Source organism: Catellicoccus marimammalium M35/04/3, assembly GCF_000313915.1.
In the GTDB taxonomy this organism is placed as follows: Bacteria; Bacillota; Bacilli; order Lactobacillales; family Catellicoccaceae; genus Catellicoccus; species Catellicoccus marimammalium.
This window is the reverse complement of the sequence record NZ_AMYT01000017.1, coordinates 50,126-68,537: the sequence shown is the minus strand read 5'-3', so window position 1 is coordinate 68,537 and position 18,412 is coordinate 50,126. Positions and strand designations below refer to the sequence as shown.

The window sequence follows — 18,412 nt, the reverse complement described above, 5'->3', positions numbered from 1 at the left end:
CATGAATGAAATCCAAAAAGAAATGGCACAACTACAAGAGGAATTGAAACGTTATGCTAAAGCATACTATGTTGAAGATGCTCCTTTAGTAGAAGACCATATCTATGATGAAAAATATCAAAAATTATTATCTTTAGAAGCACAATATCCACAATATAAAATGAAAGATTCGATTACTTCAGAAGTGGGAAGTGCCAATGAAATTCAAAATACACCATTTGAAAAAGTACGTCATCGAATTCCCATGCTAAGTTTGGGCGATGTCTTCTCTTTTGCGGAATTGGAACAATTTATTCAACGAGTAGAAAAAGAAGTGGGACCTTGTCAGTATATGTGTGAATTGAAAATTGATGGCTTGGCGATTAATTTACGCTATGAAAAAGGAAAATTAGTTCAAGGTTCTACACGTGGAAATGGAGTAATTGGTGAAGATATTACTCATAATATTCGAACAATCAAAGATATTCCTCAAACATTACCGGATGAATTATCTATCGAGGTTCGTGGAGAATGTTACATGTCTAAGCGTTCTTTTGAACAGTTAAATCAACGCCAAGAAGAGGCAGGATTGGCTCCTTTTGCTAATCCAAGAAACGCAGCGGCAGGAAGTTTACGTCAATTAGATGCAAAAGTAACGAAAGAACGTCAATTATCTTCGTTCATTTATCAAATTGCTCATTATGACCGTTTATCAGTGACAACACAAGAAGAAAACTTACATCAGCTAAAAGAATTAGGGTTTGCTGTGGATGTTCATGATCGTTTATGTCATTCGATAGCAGAAATTGAAGACTACATTACAGAAATGCAAGAAAAACGTCATGAACTTTCTTATGATATTGATGGGATTGTCATTAAAGTAAATTCTTTAGATACACAAGCTCATTTAGGAACAACCATTAAAGTTCCTCGTTGGGCAATTGCGTATAAATTCCCACCAGAAGAGGTAACAACCGTTTTACGAGAAATTGAATGGACCGTGGGAAGAACAGGGGTCGTGACCCCAACGGCAATTATGGATCCTGTTTTTGTGGCAGGAACAACCGTTTCTCGAGCAAGTTTGCATAATCCAGATTATATTCAAGAAAAAGATTTACGTTTAGGAGATACCGTCTATTTACATAAAGCAGGAGATATTATTCCTGAAATTAGCCGAGTAGATCTTAGCAAACGTCCAAAAGAAGCAACACCTTATGTCATTCCAACAACTTGTCCAAGTTGCCATGAACCATTGACTCATTTAAAAGAAGAAGTAGCTCTTCGTTGTATGAATCCTTTATGTCCAGCGCAAGCAAAAGAATTGATGAAGCACTTTGTTTCTCGTAATGCGATGGATGTTCGTGGTGTAGGCGAATCGATTTTAGATCAATTATTCCAAAAAGGAATGATTCATACGATGGATGATTTATACCGTTTAACGGAAGATGATCTTTTACAATTAGATAAAGTAAAAGAGAAGAAAGCACAAAATATTTTAACTTCGATTGAAGAAAGTAAACATCGTTCTTTAGAACATTTAATTTTTGGTCTAGGAATTCGTCATATTGGTTATAAAGTCGCAAAAATGTTAGCGCAAACCTTTAAAACGATGGAGCATTTACAACAAGTAACTAAAGAAGAGTTGTTAGCACTCGATGGATTTGGTGAAATTATGGCGGACAGTCTTTTACATTATTTTGCCCAAAAAGAAGCTCAAGAGTTGATTGAACATTTAAAAGAGTTAGGAGTATCTATGAAATATCATGCTCCACACGTTGAAGAAACGACAGTAGATACTGCACTTTTTGCTGGTCAAACGATTGTTTTAACTGGAAAATTAAGTCATTTTACACGCGATGAATTAAAAGAAAAGCTAGAACAATGGGGAGCAAAAGTAACAGGAAGTGTTTCGCAAAAAACAGATTTGGTAATTGCTGGTGAAAAAGCAGGCTCCAAAAAAACAAAAGCGGAATCTTTAGGAATTCCTATTTGGTCAGAAGAAGAATTATTAGAAAAAATCAAAGAATAAAAATAGAGGAGATACGCTTATGTCGATGTTAGCACCGATTTTATTTAGTTTATCTGCGTTAGCCACTCATCCACAATATCATGGAATTGCTCCTTCTCTTGCTGCGTTATTAATTTTGGGAAGTTGTCTTTTTGGTGATACTTTTGATTATTTAACAGGAAAGTATTTAGAATATGTCATTGAAAAATGGCCACAAAAGAAAAATAAGGAAGCTAAAGTAAAGGAAGCCATCCAAAAAGGAGAGGCAATTTTTAAAAAATATGGACCGATGGCCATTGTCCTTATGAGCTGTACTCCTGTATTGCATAGTGCAGTTTCCATGTCTGCTGGGGCAACAAAATATGCTTATCATAAATTTATTATCATTAATACGATGGCTAATATTATCATCGTCTGTGCTTGTTTATTATTAGGACATTATTTTGGAAATCTACCTTGGGTCAAATCTCATTTAGTCATCGTTACTTTCTTAGTCATGTTGGCAATTATGATTCCTGTCCTATTATTATCCAAACATTTACAGAAAAAAGCATAAAGAAAGAGACAAAGAAGAGGCGAATTTCGTCTCTTTTTTATTTTTTTGTGAAAAAATGAGAAAAAAACAAGGAATTTTCATTACAAAGTAGCATGGACGCCTTTTTCTGTGCTAGAATGGAAAAGAACCTATAAAGAAAGGAAGAACGATCGTGTCAATTTCAAAAGAACAAGTAAATCATGTCGCTCACTTAGCAAAATTGGAATTGTCGGAAGAAGAAATTGGAGTATTCACTTCTCAATTATCCGATATTTTAACAATGGTTGAGCATTTAGACGAAGTAGATACTACAGGAGTAAAACCAACAACAAATGTTATTTTTGATGAAAACTTATGGCGTGAAGATGTAGCCCAAAAACCAATGGACCGTGACGAATTAATGAAAAATGTACCTGTCCATGAAAATGGCTATATTAAAGTTCCAGCTATGTTAAATCAAGGGGAGGAAGAATAATGAACGTTTTAAATAGTTCCCTTTTACAATTGCATGAAATGTTAGTGAACAAAGAAATCACTTCAGAGCAATTAGTGAAAGCCTATATTGAACGTATTGAAGCAACAGATGAAACGATGCGTTCTTTTTTAACATTAAATAAAGAACAAGCCTTAGAACAAGCGCGTAAAATAGATGAAGAAGGAATCAAAGAAGAAGAATACTTAAAAGGGATTCCAGTAGGGATTAAAGATAACATCGTAACAAAAGACTTACGTACTACAGCTGCTAGTAAAATGTTAGAAAACTTTGTCCCTGTATACGATGCTACAGTTATGGAAAAATTATACCAAGCAGGAATGATTCCAGTAGGGAAACTAAACATGGATGAATTCGCGATGGGAGCAAGTACAGAAACTTCTCATTTCCAACAAACTGTAAATGCATGGGATCATACAAAAGTACCAGGAGGATCTTCTGGTGGTTCAGCAACTGCGGTTGCGGCTCGTCAAATTCCATGTGCTCTAGGAAGCGATACTGGAGGTTCTGTTCGTCAGCCTTCTTCTTTCAATGGAGTTGTGGGAATGAAACCAACTTATGGACGAGTTTCTCGTTATGGTTTAATTGCCTTTGCTTCTAGCTTAGACCAAATTGGTACGATTACAAAAACAGTAGAAGATAACGCATTATTATTAAATGCGATTTGTGGTCCAGATGAAAAAGACTACACTTCTGCTCGTGTAGAAGTTCCTGATTTTACTGCTAAAATCGGACAAAATATTGCAGGTATGAAAATTGGGGTACCAAAAGAATTCATGAGTGATGCAGTTTCTACAGAAGTGAAAGAAAAAGTTCAAGAAGCAATGAAACAATTCGAAGCTTTAGGAGCAACGGTAGAAGAAGTGAGCTTACCTTATGCTCCTTATGGTATTTCTGTATACTATGTTCAAGCCTGTGCCGAAGCTGCTTCTAACTTAAGCCGTTTTGACGGTATTCGTTACGGATATCGTGTTGAAAACGTTGAAAACTTAGAAGATGTTTATGTGAAAAGTCGTTCTGAGGGATTTGGCGATGAAGTGAAACGTCGTATTATGATTGGTACGTATTCATTAAGTGCTGGTAACTTTGATGCACACTACAAAAAAGCTAGCCAAGTGCGTACATTAATCTGCGAAGATTTTGCCAAAGTGTTAAAAGAGTATGATGTCATTTTAGCACCAACTTCACCAACTCCAGCCTTTACTATTGGAGAAGTACAAGATCCAGTAGCGATGTACACAAGCGACTTATTAACTATCCCTGTAAACTTAGCAGGATTACCAAGTATGAGTATTCCTTGTGGTTTTGTAGATGGACTTCCTGTAGGAATGCAAATTATTGGTCGTCCATTTGATGAAGCAACGATTTATCAAGTCGCTTCTGCGTTTGAAAAAGCAACAGATTTCCATCTAGAAAAACCTGAAATTGCGAAAGGAGAAGATCATGAATAATTTTGAAACAGTCATCGGTTTAGAAGTTCACGTAGAACTAAAAACAAATTCAAAAATGTTTTCTCCTTCTCCTGTAACTTATGGAGAAGATCCAAATACAAGTACAAATGTCATTGACTGGGGATATCCAGGAACATTACCTACAGTCAATAAAGGGGCATTAGAATTTGGAATGCGCGCTGCATTAGCCTTAAATTGTAAGATTAACCAAGATACAATGTTTGATCGTAAACATTATTTCTATCCAGATAATCCAAAAGCATACCAAATTACCCAAGATAAATATCCAATTGGTTATGATGGTTGGATTGAAATTGAAGTTGAAGGACAAAAGAAAAAAATCCGTATTGAACGTATTCACGTAGAAGAAGATGCTGGGAAAAATACACACGGTACCGATGGTTACTCTTATGTCGATTTAAACCGTCAAGGTACACCATTAATTGAAATCGTGTCTGAAGCAGATATGCGCAGTCCAGAAGAAGCGTATGCTTATTTAGAAGCATTACGTCAAATCATTCAATTCACTGGCGTAAGTGATGTGAAAATGGAAGAAGGTTCTATGCGTTGTGATGCCAATGTATCTTTACGTCCTTATGGTGCAAAAGAGTTTGGTACAAAAACAGAGTTGAAAAACTTAAACTCTATTTCTAACGTGAAAAAAGGGATTGCTTTTGAACAAAATCGTCAAGCAAAAATCTTACTTTCTGGTGGAGAAATCCAACAAGAAACACGTCGTTATGATGATAGCACAAATACAACTATCTTAATGCGTGTAAAAGAAGGAGCGAGTGATTATCGTTACTTCCCAGAACCAGATCTACCATTCTATCATATTTCTGATGAATGGATTGCGGAAATTAAAGAAACAATGCCTGAATCTCCACAATCTCGTCGTCAACGTTATACACAAGAATTAGGCTTACCAGAATATGATGCAATGGTCTTGACTTTATCTGTAGAAATGTCTGACTTCTTCGATGCAGCAGTAAAAGAAGGAGCAGATGCAAAACAAGTAGCAAACTGGTTAATGGGTGAAGTTTCTGCGTACTTAAACGAGAAGAAATTAGAATTAAGCGAAACAAAATTAACTCCACAAAACTTAGCACAAATGATTCAATTAATTGCGGATGGTACAATTTCTTCTAAAATGGCGAAAAAAGTCTTCCGTGAATTAATTACGAATGGTGGAGATGCCAAAGAAGTAGTAGAAGCAAAAGGATTAGTTCAATTATCTGATCCTGCACAATTACAACCAATCGTAGCAGGTATTGTTGATGAACACCCGGAATCTGTAGAACTATTCAAAAAAGGAAAAGATCGCGCAGTTGGTTTCTTAGTCGGTCAAGTAATGAAAGCGACAAAAGGACAAGCAAACCCAGGTGTGGTTAACCAATTAATCAAAGAAGAATTAGAAAAACGTTAATCAAAAGGGTGGAGGCAATCTCCACCTTTTTTATTCATAGGAGAACAAAATGATACAAAAAAACCAAGAATATGATGTAACCATTGTTGATTTAACATATGAAGGGATGGGAGTAGCTAAAATTGACCATTATCCTTTATTTATTGAAAATACATTGCCTGGAGAAGAAGTTCGCATTAAAGTACTTAAAGTTGGCAAAAAATTTGGCTTTGGGAAAGTGATGGAATTTTATAAAACAAGCCCAGATCGTATTCCTAGTGAAGAAAAGAAATGGACCCAAACAGGAATCGCTCCTCTTCAACATATGCGTTATGAAGCTCAGTTAGCATTTAAAAAACGTCAAGTAGAAGAATGCCTACATAAAATGCATTGTGATGAGGTTCAAGTTCATGATACGACACCTTCTCCACAACAAATGCATTATCGTAATAAAGCTCAAGTTCCTGTTCGTGTAGTAGATGGAAAGATGGAAGTAGGGTTCTATCGTAAAAATAGTCATCAATTTATCTCTATTCAAAATTTTGGCATCCAACAAGAAGATATTGATGATGCCTTACAAGTGATTGCTCGTATTTTAACAGAATTTGGTGTTTCTGCTTATAATGAAGAGCGTCATGAAGGAGTATTACGCCATATTATCGTTCGTCAAGGCTACTATAGTAAAGAGATGATGGTTACTTTAGTCACACGTAAGAAAAAATTATTCCAAGGACAACAACTTGCACAACGTATTATTGAAGAAATTCCAACCGTTGTTTCTGTGATGCAAAATATTAACGACCAAAAAACAAATGTGATTATGGGAGAAAAGACAATTTGTTTAGCTGGAAAAGGAAGAATTGAAGATGAAATGTTGGGACATACTTTCCAAATTTCTGCGCCTTCATTCTATCAAGTAAATACACCACAAGCTGAAGCCATGTATCAAAAAGCTATTGACTTAGCTCATTTATCTAAAGATATGATCGCTATTGATGCGTATTGTGGAATTGGAACGATTACATTATCAGTAGCTCCTCACGTAAAAGAAATTTATGGGGTCGAAGTCGTTGCTCCAGCGATTGATAATGCCAAAGAAAATGCGAAAGAAAATGAAATGACAAATGTTCATTTTGCCGTTGGAAAAGCAGAAGAAGTACTACCAAAATGGCAAGAAGAAGGAATTCAACCAGATGTTGTCTTTGTGGATCCACCACGTAAAGGATTAGCTCGCTCTTTTGTGGAAACAACAATTGAATTAGCACCAGAAAAAATTGCTTATATTTCTTGTAATCCAGCTACCTTTGCCCGTGATGTCGCTTTATTTAAAGAAGCAGGATATCGATTGGATGAAGTATATCCTTATGATATGTTCCCACAAACAACACATGTCGAATGTGTAGGCGTTTTATATAAACAAAATTAAGGGAAAAGAGGAAAAACGGTGGAAGAATTGATTTTACAACGTGTGCAAGCACGCCTTTCTTATAAACCTTGGCAGGTAGAAGCAGTCCAACAACTATTAGAGGAAGACAATACCATTCCTTTTATTGCTCGTTATCGTAAAGAGCGAACAGGCTCTTTAGATGAAGTTGCCATTAAAGAGATTGCAGATACTTATCAAGAAGAAGAACAACTAGAAAAACGTAAACAAACGATTCAACAACAATTAGAAAAACAAAAGCAATGGACAAAGGAATTAGCGCAACAATTAAAAGAAGCCAAAACGCTTCAAGAAGTAGAAGATATTTATCGTCCATATAAACAAAAACGCAAAACAAAAGCGATGATAGCAAAAGAACATGGATTAGAGCCTTTTGCTCTATGGTTACTCGCCCATCCTCAAGAAGAAATTGAAACGCAATGGGAAAAATATCTATCTGACGAAGTGTCAACAAAAGAAGAAGTAGAACAAGGTGCGATAGAAATCATTGCTGAAAGAGTCAGTCAACAAAGAAAAGAAAGAGATTGGGTTCGTAAAGAAATTTGGCAACATGGTTCAATTGCAAGTACAAAGAAAAAAGAGGCCGAAGATGAAAAAGCAGTCTTTCAAATGTACTATGAGTATCAAGAACCTATTAAGAGTGTACCTTCTCACCGTGTGTTAGCTATGAATCGTGGGAAAAAAGAAAAGGTTTTACAAATTCAATTCCTTTATGATAAAGAAAAAATCGAAAACTTCTTTGTTAAAAAAGCAAAAGCGACAGAAGATACAACGGTTTCTGCCTTAATTCGTCAAGGAATTCATGAAGGATTAACTCGCTTTTTATATCCTTCTTTAGAAAGAGAAATTCAACAAGAACTAACACAAAAAGCAGAAAAACAAGCGATTGATATTTTTGGTCTAAATTTATATCACTTATTATTGCAAGCCCCATTACAAGGCAAAGTAATCTTAGGACTAGATCCTGCATATCGTACAGGATGTAAGCTGGCAGTAATTGATTCTACAGGAAAAGTGTTAGAAATTGCTGTGATTTATCCAACAGCTTCACCAAAACAGGATATTCCAAAAGCAAAAGAAAAAATTCGTCAATTGGTGGAAAAATACCAAGTGGAAATGATTGCGATTGGAAATGGAACTGCCAGTCGTGAATCGGAGCAATTTATTAGTGAATGTATCCAAGAATTCCACTTACCAATATATTATACAATTGTTAATGAAGCAGGGGCTTCTGTTTATTCTGCCAGTGAAGCTGCAAGAAAAGAGTTTCCAGAATTAGCCGTTGAAGAACGCTCAGCAATTAGCATTGCTCGTCGTTTACAAGATCCATTGGCAGAACTTGTGAAGATTGAACCAAAAGCAGTAGGTGTGGGACAATATCAACACGATGTAAGCCAAAAAGAGTTAGAACAAGCGTTACGTTTTGTGGTAGAAACGGCTGTAAACAAAGTAGGAGTAGATGTAAATACCGCTAGTACAGCATTATTGGAATACGTTTCTGGCTTAACAGCCACTACGGCGAAAAATATTGTGGCTTATCGAGAAGAGCATGGTCCATTTACAGAGCGAAAAGAATTGAAAAACGTTTCTCGACTTGGACCAAAATCTTATGAACAAGCGATTGGCTTTTTACGTATTTTTGATGGGAAAAATCCACTAGACCAAACGGAGATCCATCCAGATAGCTATTCAGCAGCTCAAGAATTATTGCAAGAAGAAAATATTTCTTTACAAGAGTTAGGAACAAAAGAGGTTTCAGAACAACTCGCACACCTTTCTGCTAAAGAAATTGCCCAAACCTATAATTTGGGACTAGAAACAACAAAAGATATTTTGACAGCCCTACAAAAACCAGGTCGTGATATTCGAGAAGCTTCAGAAAAACCAATTTTACGACAAGATGTTTTATCGATGAGTGATTTACAAAAAGGAATGAAACTACAAGGTACCATTCGAAATGTCGTCGATTTTGGTGCGTTTGTCGATATTGGAGTAAAACAAGATGGATTAGTGCATCTTTCTAAAATGAGTAAAAAATTTATTCATCATCCTTCTGAAGTTGTAGCAGTAGGAGATATTGTAACGGTTTGGGTGGATGATGTGGATCAACAAAAACAAAGAATTGCTTTATCTTTATTACCTATCGAAAATGAAAAATAATAAAAGGTAGATTTATAAATATAGAATCTATTTTATACAAAAAGAGTCTCTAAAATAGGGACTCTTTTTCTTTGTTTATCACAAAATACAATAGCGAATTTTATAAAAGGTTTCTGTTGTTTTATCTATTTCTTTTTAATAAAAATAATATTTATCCACAACAAAAAAGAAGAGAAAACTCATATCATACCACAAAAGTAATTTATTACAACACTACTATTCTATTTTTTTCGATGCTATGATAGTAACATCAATATGACGAGGTGATGAGATGAAATTATATACAAAAAATCAATGCCCACAATGTATGCTAATGAAACGTTTCTTAACAGAACATCAGTTAGACTTTGAGGAAATTAACATTGAAGAAGATGAATCTGCGAAAGATTATTTATTAGAAAATCAAATTCGCCAAGTTCCTGCGGTATTTATCGATGGAGAATGGATTCTTGGTTTTCAACCTCAAAAAGTATTAGAAAAAAGCGAGGGATAATCATGAGCTTAAAAGATAAACAAGACGTATCTTACTTTCGTCTCAACAACGAATTAAACCAAAAGAAAGAGGGGAAGATCCTCTTACACAAAGATAAAGAAGCGCTAGAAGCTTACTTTAATGAGACGATTATACCAAATACACTTACATTTCCCACTTTTGAAGAAAAAGTGACGTATTTACTTCAAGAAAATTATCTTGATCGTCAAATGATTGAAAAGTATGATTTTTCTTTTATTCAACGATTATATGAACAATTGCAATCCCACCATTTTCAATTTCAATCTTTTATGGCTGCTTACAAGTTCTATCATCAATACGCGTTAATGACGCGTGATAATGCGTATTATTTAGAAGATTTCGCAGAACGTGTTTTATGGAATGCTTTATTTTTTGCTAATGGGAATGAAAAATTAGCTACTGCCTTAGCCGAAGAGATGATTACTCAACGCTACCAACCAGCAACTCCTTCCTTTGCTAGTGCAGGAAAAGCAGTACGCGGAGAATTAGTTTCTTGCTTTTTAATTCAGCTAGAAGATAACCTAAATAGTATTGCTCGTGGGATTCACTCTGCTATTCAATTAGGAAATTTAGGTGGAGGAGTCGGAATTTCTCTAAATAATTTACGTGAAAACGGATCTCCAATTCGTGGAATAGAAAATTCTGCCAATGGTGTTGTTCCAGTGATGAAACTCTTTGAAGATGCCATTAGTTATAGTAAACGCTTAGGGCAACGTCCAGGAGCAGGGGCAGTATATTTAAATGTTTTCCATCCAGATATTATGGCCTTTTTATCTACGAAAAAAGAAAATGCGGACGAAAAAATCCGAGTAAAAACTCTATCTTTAGGAATTTTAATTCCAGATAAATTTTATGAGTTATGTCGTAATAATGAACAAATGTATCTATTTTCTCCTTGTGATGTAGAAAAAGAATATGGAGTTCCTTTCTCTTATGTCGACATTACAAAAGAATACGATCATTTAGTAGAAAATCCTAACATTCGTAAATATACGATGTCTGCTCGTCATTTAGAAGAAGAAATTAGTAAATTACAACAAGAGTCTGGTTATCCTTACGTAGTAAATATTGATACTGCCAATCGTAATAATCCGATTGATGGCACTATTATTATGAGTAATCTATGTTCTGAAATTTTACAAGTACAGACTCCATCTGTAATTAACGATGATGAATCTTATGAAGTTGTAGGTGCAGATATTAGTTGTAACCTTGGTTCTACAAATATTGGGAATTTGATGCAAAGTCCTGATTTTGGAAAATCGGTTGCTGCAATGGTTCGTGCCTTAACTTTTGTTACGGATCAAACTCATATTAAAGGAGTCCCAACGATTGATAAAGGAAACTCTGAACGCCATACGATTGGTCTTGGTGCAATGGGCTTACATACTTATTTAGCAGAAAATGAAATCGAATACGGTTCAAAAGAAGCATTAGATTTTGTCGATATTTATTTCATGCTCCTAAATTACTGGACATTAAAAGAAAGTTGTCAAATTGCAAAAGAGCGCAAAGAAACCTTTATTCATTTTGAAAAGAGTACTTATGCGACTGGAGAATATTTCGCTCCTTATTTAGAACAAGATCATTTCCCAACCACAGAAAAAGGTGCTGAATTATTCGCTGGAATCTTTATTCCAACAAGAGAAGACTGGGAACAATTGAAAGAAGAAGTGCAAACTTATGGTTTATATCATCAAAATCGTTTAGCAGTAGCTCCAAATGGGTCTATTTCTTATATCAACGATACAAGTGCTAGTTTACAGCCAATTACCAATATCATTGAAGAACGTCAAGAAAAGAAAATTGGAAAAGTGTATTATCCTGCACCTAAACTTTCTAATAAAACATATCCATATTATACTTCTGCCTATGATATGAATATGTGTAAAGTGATTGATACATATGCTACTGCACAAAAACATGTCGATCAAGGAATGAGTTTAACTCTATTTGTCCGTTCTGAAATTCCAGAAGGATTGTATCCATGGAAAAAAGGAACGAAACAAACCACTCGTGATTTAACGTTGTTACGTAATTACGCTTATAAAAAAGGAATTAAATCTATCTATTATGTTCGTACTTATACGGCAGATAAACGTGAAGTAGGAACAAGTACTTGTGAAAGTTGTGTGATTTAAAATGACAGAAAAAACAAATTATTATGATGCAATTAACTGGAATGAATTACCTGATGAAGTTGATAAATTAGCTTGGGAAAAATTAACTTCTCAATTTTGGTTAGATACGCGTATTCCTATTTCTAACGACTTAGACGACTGGGCAGCATTATCCCCCCAAGAAAAAGAATTAGTACAACGTGTCTTTGGTGGATTAACTTTATTAGACACTATGCAATCTGAAAGTGGAATCGAACATATTCGTAAAGATATTCGTACTCCCCAAGAAGAAGCAGTACTAAATAATATTCAATTTATGGAATCTGTTCATGCGAAAAGTTATTCTTCTATTTTTAGTACTTTAAATACAATGAAAGAAATTGAAGAAATCTTTGAATGGACAAATAATAATGAATTTTTACAAAAGAAAGCAAAATTAATTAATGAAGTATATTTATATGGAGATGGTCTACAAAAGAAAGTGGCTAGTGTTTTTCTAGAATCCTTCCTATTCTATTCTGGATTCTATACTCCTTTATATTATTTAGGAAATAATAAACTACCAAATGTAGCAGAAGTCATTAAATTAATTATTCGTGATGAGTTTGTTCATGGTACTTATATTGGCTATAAATTCCAATTAAGCTATCAAGAACAATCAGAAGAAGAACAAGAACGCTTAAAAATGTGGACGTATAATTATCTTTATGAATTATATGAAAATGAAGTTCAATATGCTCACCAACTATATGATGGAATGGGCTGGACAGAAGATGTCATTAAATACATGAATTACAATGCTAATGTGGCCTTGAAGAACTTAGGATTTGATCCATTATTCCTTGAGACAGAGGAAGATGTAAATCCAATTATTATGAACGGAATTTCTACAAGCACAAATAACCATGATTTCTTCTCACAAGTAGGGAATGGTTACTTAATGGGTGAAGTAGAACCAATGTCAGAAGACGATTACCATTTATTTGATGAATAAAACAAAGAGTCATTCTTTAAGAATGACTCTTTTAATCTATAGAAAGAAGAGAAACGATAATGAAAGCAATTTGGGCAGAAGATAACCAAGGTTGGATGGGATATCAAGGAAAATTACCATGGCATGTTCCAGAGGACCTTCGCTTTTTTAAAGAAAAAACAAGTGGAAATATTGTGATTATGGGACGAAAAACTTGGGAAGGGATAGGACATCCTTTACCCAACCGTGTCAATATTATTTTAAGTCGAACAGAAAAAGAAATTCCTGGATGTCTTACTTTTTCTTCTATCAAAGAAGTATTATCTTATTTGCAAGACAAGAAAGAAGTAGAAGTCTATGTTATTGGGGGAAAAGAAATTTTTGAACAATTTTTCCCTTATTGCCATACTATTTATCGAACAATCATCCACCATTCTTATCCAGGAGATGTACAAGCTCCTCATATCGATAATAAACAATGGGAAAGAGTGGAAGTAAAAGAAGAAAAAAGTCAGACGAAACCTTATCCACAAATTACCTTTGAGACTTGGCAAAGAAAAAGAAGCGAGTAAAATACTCGCTTCTTTTTTATGATAAATAATCTTTATCCATAGTTGTCTTTAAAGAATTGACATCTTCAAAGATAGAATCAATCAATCTTTGAGTATCTTGACGAATAGTATCTACAGCAAACGGAAATAAATTCTTCGCATTTTTATAATTCTCTTTATACAATGAATGGTCGCAAATAATAATATAAGGATAATTAAAATATTCTTCTGGTAGTTCGTCCAAAGTATAATAAATCGTTGAATTGATTTTAAATTGTGCACTACTAATATATTTGAAAAAGAAATTAAAAATAAACGTAAACTGGTCTTGATTGGTTGCGACAATATTACATACATAATAATTATCATGCGTTGCTAAAATATTTTTATATAAATAATAAAAGCCTTTAATGCTATTTTCTTGTAAATTCAAAGCAATAGGGTTTTCAGCATTCCAACGTAGGATAACCTGGCGGAATTGTTGATAGTTAAAAGAATGACTATCAATTAAAAAATGTGGTGTAAATAAATTTATACCAACCCAACCATTAAATAAAACTCGCTCAAATTGACGTTGGAAAGAACTTTCATCAATGATTGTTCGACTGCTTAAAGTGATTAATTGAATATATAAAGCATAAACTTGATTATGTTGTGCAGTTAGAGCATTCCAATGTGTCTTTTGAAAAGGTTGAGATACTGTATAATCTTTATAGTTTGCAAATTGATGATAGACTAAAGTTGTTAAGACAGCTTCAATTTCGGCTTTTTCTTTAGACATTTCTTTCTCATATTCTCTTTTTAATTTTGGATAAGTTGGATCCTCTAAAAGGAAAGCAAATTGACGTAAACTAATTTGCAATGGATGTTCTTCATTTCTAGATAAGGCTAAATAAATATTCATAATGACGATTTTAGCATCAAAATCATTAAAATGAACGGTCCGTTTGTCAATAATGTTTTCTAGTATTATCTTAGCTTTGTGCCATAAAAACTGATCAATGTACTCATCAGCAAAATCAATTCTAGCATAAGTTGCATTTACTAACATTCGATAGCGTACTTCATTTTTTAAAATATCATGCTCTGTTAAATATAATTTAACATTACTTAAAATACGAAAGGCATTACTTTCTGATATAAATTCAGCTTCACGCAGCTCTGCAATTGTTAAGTCTGAAGTATGTAATGCTCGATATAACGAGCGGACAAATTTTGATTCATTATATAATTTTTGGGTAATTTGTAATAGAGGAATATTTGTTTTAAAAGTAATACTAATTTCTTTTGAATTAATATGACTTGTTAAAATAAACTCTTCGATATCAATATTAACACGTTTAAAATCATTTTTTAGCGTCTGTAAACTAATTTTCAATTCATTTAAAATTTCATCTACCAAGCAATGATTATGAGAATAGATGAATTCTACCAATTTAATACGACGAATAACGTCCTTTTCAATATAAAAATCCAACGTCCAAAACTCCTTTCCACTGTAAAATAATGGAAGATGAGATAAATTCACTCTTCTTTTTTAATTTTTTTATAACAATAATTCGACACGATTGTAACAAAAAGAAATTAAAAAAACAATGAATATTATATAAGTTCTCTATCGAATTTTTACTATCGTTTTGTCATATCTTGGAGATGTTCACCATTATTTATTCTCTATAAAATTAGAATTTTATCATTTATCATTGATTTTTATTGATATAGAAGGAATTTTGCAAAAAAATTTATTTTTTTATTTCATTTGTTTCTCATAAAGAAAAAAATAAATAGAAAAAAGAAGAGTAATTGTCAAAAGGAGAAAATTCTGAATTGTTTTTTTAGTATAAAAAAAGCTAGCAATAATTATTGCTAGCTTGTATCTTTCAGGGTAACTCTTTTATCGATAATAGGGTATTAGGGGTAATGGATAAAAGAGCTCTGTTAACCATTTAAAAAAGGTTGGGGTAAAATGGTTAACAGATATATAAATATAGGGTATAAATAGTTAGTTTGATTATAGAATAACTATAATTAAACTACGGAAACAATTTAATAGTGCTTCCCTTTAGTTTTGAAGGGATCATTCAAATAAATTATATTTGTGATAACTACATCACTTATTATAGTAGAAAAAAATTTCTTTACTAGTTCATTTATTAGGAAACATCAAGCAAATAATGAACGAAATTGCTCGTTATTGATTGAATCTGGATTTTTTATCAATAAACTCATAGATTAATATTCATTGTTATCTAAAGGGTAGAGGCAGATCAAATTACCTGCCATGAGAGCATAAAAAAATAGAGTACCTCTATCGAAGTACTCTATTTATTGTATTCGAATTAAGATTCAGTCACTGGGACTTTAGCTTTATCTTTTTTGTAGAAAACAAGTCCAACTAAAGTAACTACAATTCCTAAGATAGCTAGTCCTGTTTGTGCAAATAAAGTATTAATAACAATGAATAAACCACCTAATAATGCAATCGCAGGAACAATTGGATATAGTGGAACTTTATATGGACGTTCTAGACTTGGCTCACGTTTACGTAAGATAAAGACAGCTAAGAAAGTCATTGTGTAGAAAATCCAAATTACGAAAACTAACATATCTGTTAACATATCAAATTGACCAGATAACATATAAATAATCGCAATTCCTAAAATTAATAATGCTGAATTCACAGGAACTTGTGATTTTTTAGAAAGTTTGCTCCATAAGTTACTGAATGGTAAACGATTTTCTTTAGCCATTACGTAAGGGATACGCATTCCTGTCATTGTATATCCATTAATTGTACCGTAAACACTAATTAAAATACCGATAGTAACTAATTTACCACCCAAAGGACCAAATAATTTCATTGCTACATCACTAGCAGCATTGCTGTTACCAGCAATAGATCCAATAGATAAAGTCATTAAGAAGGCAATGTTGATTAATACATAAACAACCATAATACAAATTAAACCAATAGAAATCGCTTTTGGTAAATCGCGTTTTGGATTTTTCATTTCTCCAGCGATATTTCCGACGTTAATCCAACCATCATAAGCAAACATTGTTGCTAATAATCCTGAACCTAATGCTGTTAAAGCATTTGTACTTGGATCTTTTGGTGTCATTGGGAATAAAGATAGATGCTCTGGATTTTTTTGCATCAAACCAAAAATAATAATTAAAGCTAAAGGAATTAACTTACAAATGGTAGAAATTGTTTGTACTAGTCCACCCATTTTACTTCCTAAACAGTTTAAAAATGTTAAAGAAATGGCAGCAATGGCACCGACAATTAAAATTGCTTTAGGACTTAAACCGAATAAATTTGTAAATTGAGTACCAAAAATAATAGCTAACGCAGCAATATTTGCTGGATAATAAATAATCGTTTGAGCCCATCCTAAAAGATGTGATGCTAATGTACCATAAGTATGTTCAATGTAAGCAATCATCCCACCTGTTTTTGGAATTGCTGCTGCTAATTCAGCACCTGTTAATCCGGCACAGATAGTAATAATTCCTCCTAATAGCCATGCTAATAATCCAAGACCAGCATTCCCAGTGGTGGCATAAACGGCAGAAGCTTTAAAGAATACACCAGCACCAATTACTGTTCCAACTACGGTTGATAGAGCGGCCGAAAAGCCAATTTCTTTTTTTAAGGTTACTTCTTCTGTCATAACATTCATCTCCTTACTTTATCCATAAGAAAAGAGAAGAGGGGATACTAGAGTTCTCCTCTTCTCCCGTATTTATTGTCTATTAAGATCTATATTAACGAATAAAGTGTTGTACCACTTCATCGATTTTTGAAAGGTCAATATTTCCTCCAGACACAAGGGCAACTGTTTTCTTTCCTTTTAAGATTTCAGGATCGATTTTTCCACTAACAATAGCAGCGGTTGGAAGGGCACCTGCACCTTCACAAACGATTTTTGCACGTTGAATTAAATCTTTCATCGCGCATTGGATATCTTCTTCATCTACTAAAATCATATCATCTACGATTTCTGTAACTACATCAAAAGTTAATGTACCAGGTACAGCTACTGCACAGCCGTCAGCTAAGGTTTTATCTTCTTTGTGAGAAGTAATTTTTCCTTCACGATAAGAAGCAGTCATTCCGTGAATATTTTCTGATTGTACACCGATAATTTTAATGTTTGGATTAAATGATTTGGCTGCTACCGCAATACCAGAAATCATTCCTCCACCACCAACAGGAACAATAATATTATCGACATCCCATAATTGTTCTAAAATTTCTAGTCCAATCGTTCCTTGACCTGCCATGACATATTTATCATCATAAGGTGGAATAAAGACTAGACCACTTTCTTCAACTAATTGAGCGCATTTTTCTTTTGCTTCATCGAAAAATTCACCATGTAAAATTACTTCAGCACCATAGCCACGGGTGGCATCGACTTTTGATTGTGGTGCGGTTTCAGGCATAACAATTGTTGCTTTAACACCTAATAATTTACAAGATAGGGCAACCCCTTGTGCATGGTTCCCAGCAGAACAAGCAATGACGCCACGTTTTTTTTCTTCTTCAGATAAATGAGAAATGCAATTGAATGCACCACGGAATTTGAAAGATCCAGTTAATTGCATATTTTCTAATTTCAAATAAATATCCCCATCATAGCGACTAGACATAAAATAAGATTTAATTAGGGGAGTGAAGCGGGCATAAGGTTTAATCACATTTTTTGCTTCATGAATATCTGTAATATTAACGGGTAATTTTTTCCAGTTCGTCATTATATATTCCTCTTT

General features: G+C 33.7%; 14 protein-coding genes. 11 read left to right on the top strand and 3 right to left on the bottom strand.

Going from position 1 to position 18,412, the window contains the following annotated elements; all coding sequences use genetic code 11:
* Nucleotide 1: 1 nt before the first annotated feature.
* The 11 genes from ligA to C683_RS03065 all read left to right on the top strand — a co-directional run bounded on the left by ligA (nucleotide 2) and on the right by C683_RS03065 (nucleotide 13,654).
* On the top strand, nucleotides 2–2,008 hold the full coding sequence (gene ligA / locus C683_RS06525) for an NAD-dependent DNA ligase LigA (RefSeq protein ID WP_009489902.1): 2,007 nt from the start codon (nucleotides 2–4) through the stop codon (nucleotides 2,006–2,008).
* A gap of 19 nt (nucleotides 2,009–2,027) precedes the next feature.
* Complete coding sequence (locus tag C683_RS03110) at nucleotides 2,028–2,543, top strand: DedA family protein (protein ID WP_009489900.1); 516 nt, start codon at nucleotides 2,028–2,030, stop codon at nucleotides 2,541–2,543.
* Between the two features lie 151 nt (nucleotides 2,544–2,694).
* Nucleotides 2,695–2,997, top strand: a complete 303-nt coding sequence (gatC, locus tag C683_RS03105) for an Asp-tRNA(Asn)/Glu-tRNA(Gln) amidotransferase subunit GatC (RefSeq protein ID WP_009489898.1) — start codon at nucleotides 2,695–2,697, stop codon at nucleotides 2,995–2,997.
* Nucleotides 2,994–4,466: an Asp-tRNA(Asn)/Glu-tRNA(Gln) amidotransferase subunit GatA gene (gatA, locus tag C683_RS03100; protein ID WP_152411688.1), complete on the top strand. Its 1,473-nt coding sequence runs from the start codon at nucleotides 2,994–2,996 to the stop codon at nucleotides 4,464–4,466. Before gatC ends, gatA begins: the two co-directional genes overlap by 4 nt.
* Complete coding sequence (gene gatB / locus C683_RS03095; protein WP_009489894.1) at nucleotides 4,459–5,892, top strand: Asp-tRNA(Asn)/Glu-tRNA(Gln) amidotransferase subunit GatB; 1,434 nt, start codon at nucleotides 4,459–4,461, stop codon at nucleotides 5,890–5,892. The genes gatA and gatB overlap by 8 nt, the downstream gene beginning before the upstream one ends.
* A gap of 49 nt (nucleotides 5,893–5,941) precedes the next feature.
* Nucleotides 5,942–7,297, top strand: a complete 1,356-nt coding sequence (gene rlmD, locus C683_RS03090) for a 23S rRNA (uracil(1939)-C(5))-methyltransferase RlmD (RefSeq protein WP_009489892.1) — start codon at nucleotides 5,942–5,944, stop codon at nucleotides 7,295–7,297.
* Nucleotides 7,298–7,315: 18 nt separating this feature from the next.
* On the top strand, nucleotides 7,316–9,475 hold the full coding sequence (locus C683_RS03085) for a Tex family protein (RefSeq protein WP_009489890.1): 2,160 nt from the start codon (nucleotides 7,316–7,318) through the stop codon (nucleotides 9,473–9,475).
* 271 nt (nucleotides 9,476–9,746) lie between these two features.
* Nucleotides 9,747–9,968 carry a glutaredoxin family protein gene (locus C683_RS03080; protein WP_009489888.1) on the top strand — a complete coding sequence of 74 codons (222 nt, stop codon included), beginning with the start codon at nucleotides 9,747–9,749 and terminating at the stop codon, nucleotides 9,966–9,968.
* 2 nt (nucleotides 9,969–9,970) lie between these two features.
* Nucleotides 9,971–12,130, top strand: coding sequence for a class 1b ribonucleoside-diphosphate reductase subunit alpha (nrdE, locus tag C683_RS03075; RefSeq protein WP_009489886.1), 2,160 nt, complete (start codon nucleotides 9,971–9,973; stop codon nucleotides 12,128–12,130).
* A 1-nt stretch (nucleotide 12,131) separates the two neighbouring features.
* Entirely contained in the window at nucleotides 12,132–13,103 is a 972-nt protein-coding gene (nrdF, locus tag C683_RS03070; RefSeq protein ID WP_009489885.1) for a class 1b ribonucleoside-diphosphate reductase subunit beta, read from the top strand.
* A gap of 59 nt (nucleotides 13,104–13,162) precedes the next feature.
* Nucleotides 13,163–13,654 carry a dihydrofolate reductase gene (locus tag C683_RS03065; RefSeq protein WP_009489883.1) on the top strand — a complete coding sequence of 164 codons (492 nt, stop codon included), beginning with the start codon at nucleotides 13,163–13,165 and terminating at the stop codon, nucleotides 13,652–13,654.
* A 16-nt stretch (nucleotides 13,655–13,670) separates the two neighbouring features.
* Here the strand turns inward: C683_RS03065 and C683_RS03060 are convergent, their stop codons facing one another.
* The 3 genes from C683_RS03060 to tdcB form a co-directional block, all read right to left on the bottom strand.
* The gene (locus C683_RS03060; RefSeq protein ID WP_009489881.1) at nucleotides 13,671–15,110 is read right to left on the bottom strand and encodes a hypothetical protein; all 1,440 of its coding nucleotides are present in this window, start codon (nucleotides 15,108–15,110) and stop codon (nucleotides 13,671–13,673) included.
* An 862-nt stretch (nucleotides 15,111–15,972) separates the two neighbouring features.
* Nucleotides 15,973–17,310 carry an APC family permease gene (locus C683_RS03055; RefSeq protein WP_009489879.1) on the bottom strand — a complete coding sequence of 446 codons (1,338 nt, stop codon included), beginning with the start codon at nucleotides 17,308–17,310 and terminating at the stop codon, nucleotides 15,973–15,975.
* Nucleotides 17,311–17,404: 94 nt separating this feature from the next.
* Nucleotides 17,405–18,397: a bifunctional threonine ammonia-lyase/L-serine ammonia-lyase TdcB gene (gene tdcB / locus C683_RS03050; protein WP_009489877.1), complete on the bottom strand. Its 993-nt coding sequence runs from the start codon at nucleotides 18,395–18,397 to the stop codon at nucleotides 17,405–17,407.
* Nucleotides 18,398–18,412 lie beyond the last annotated feature (15 nt).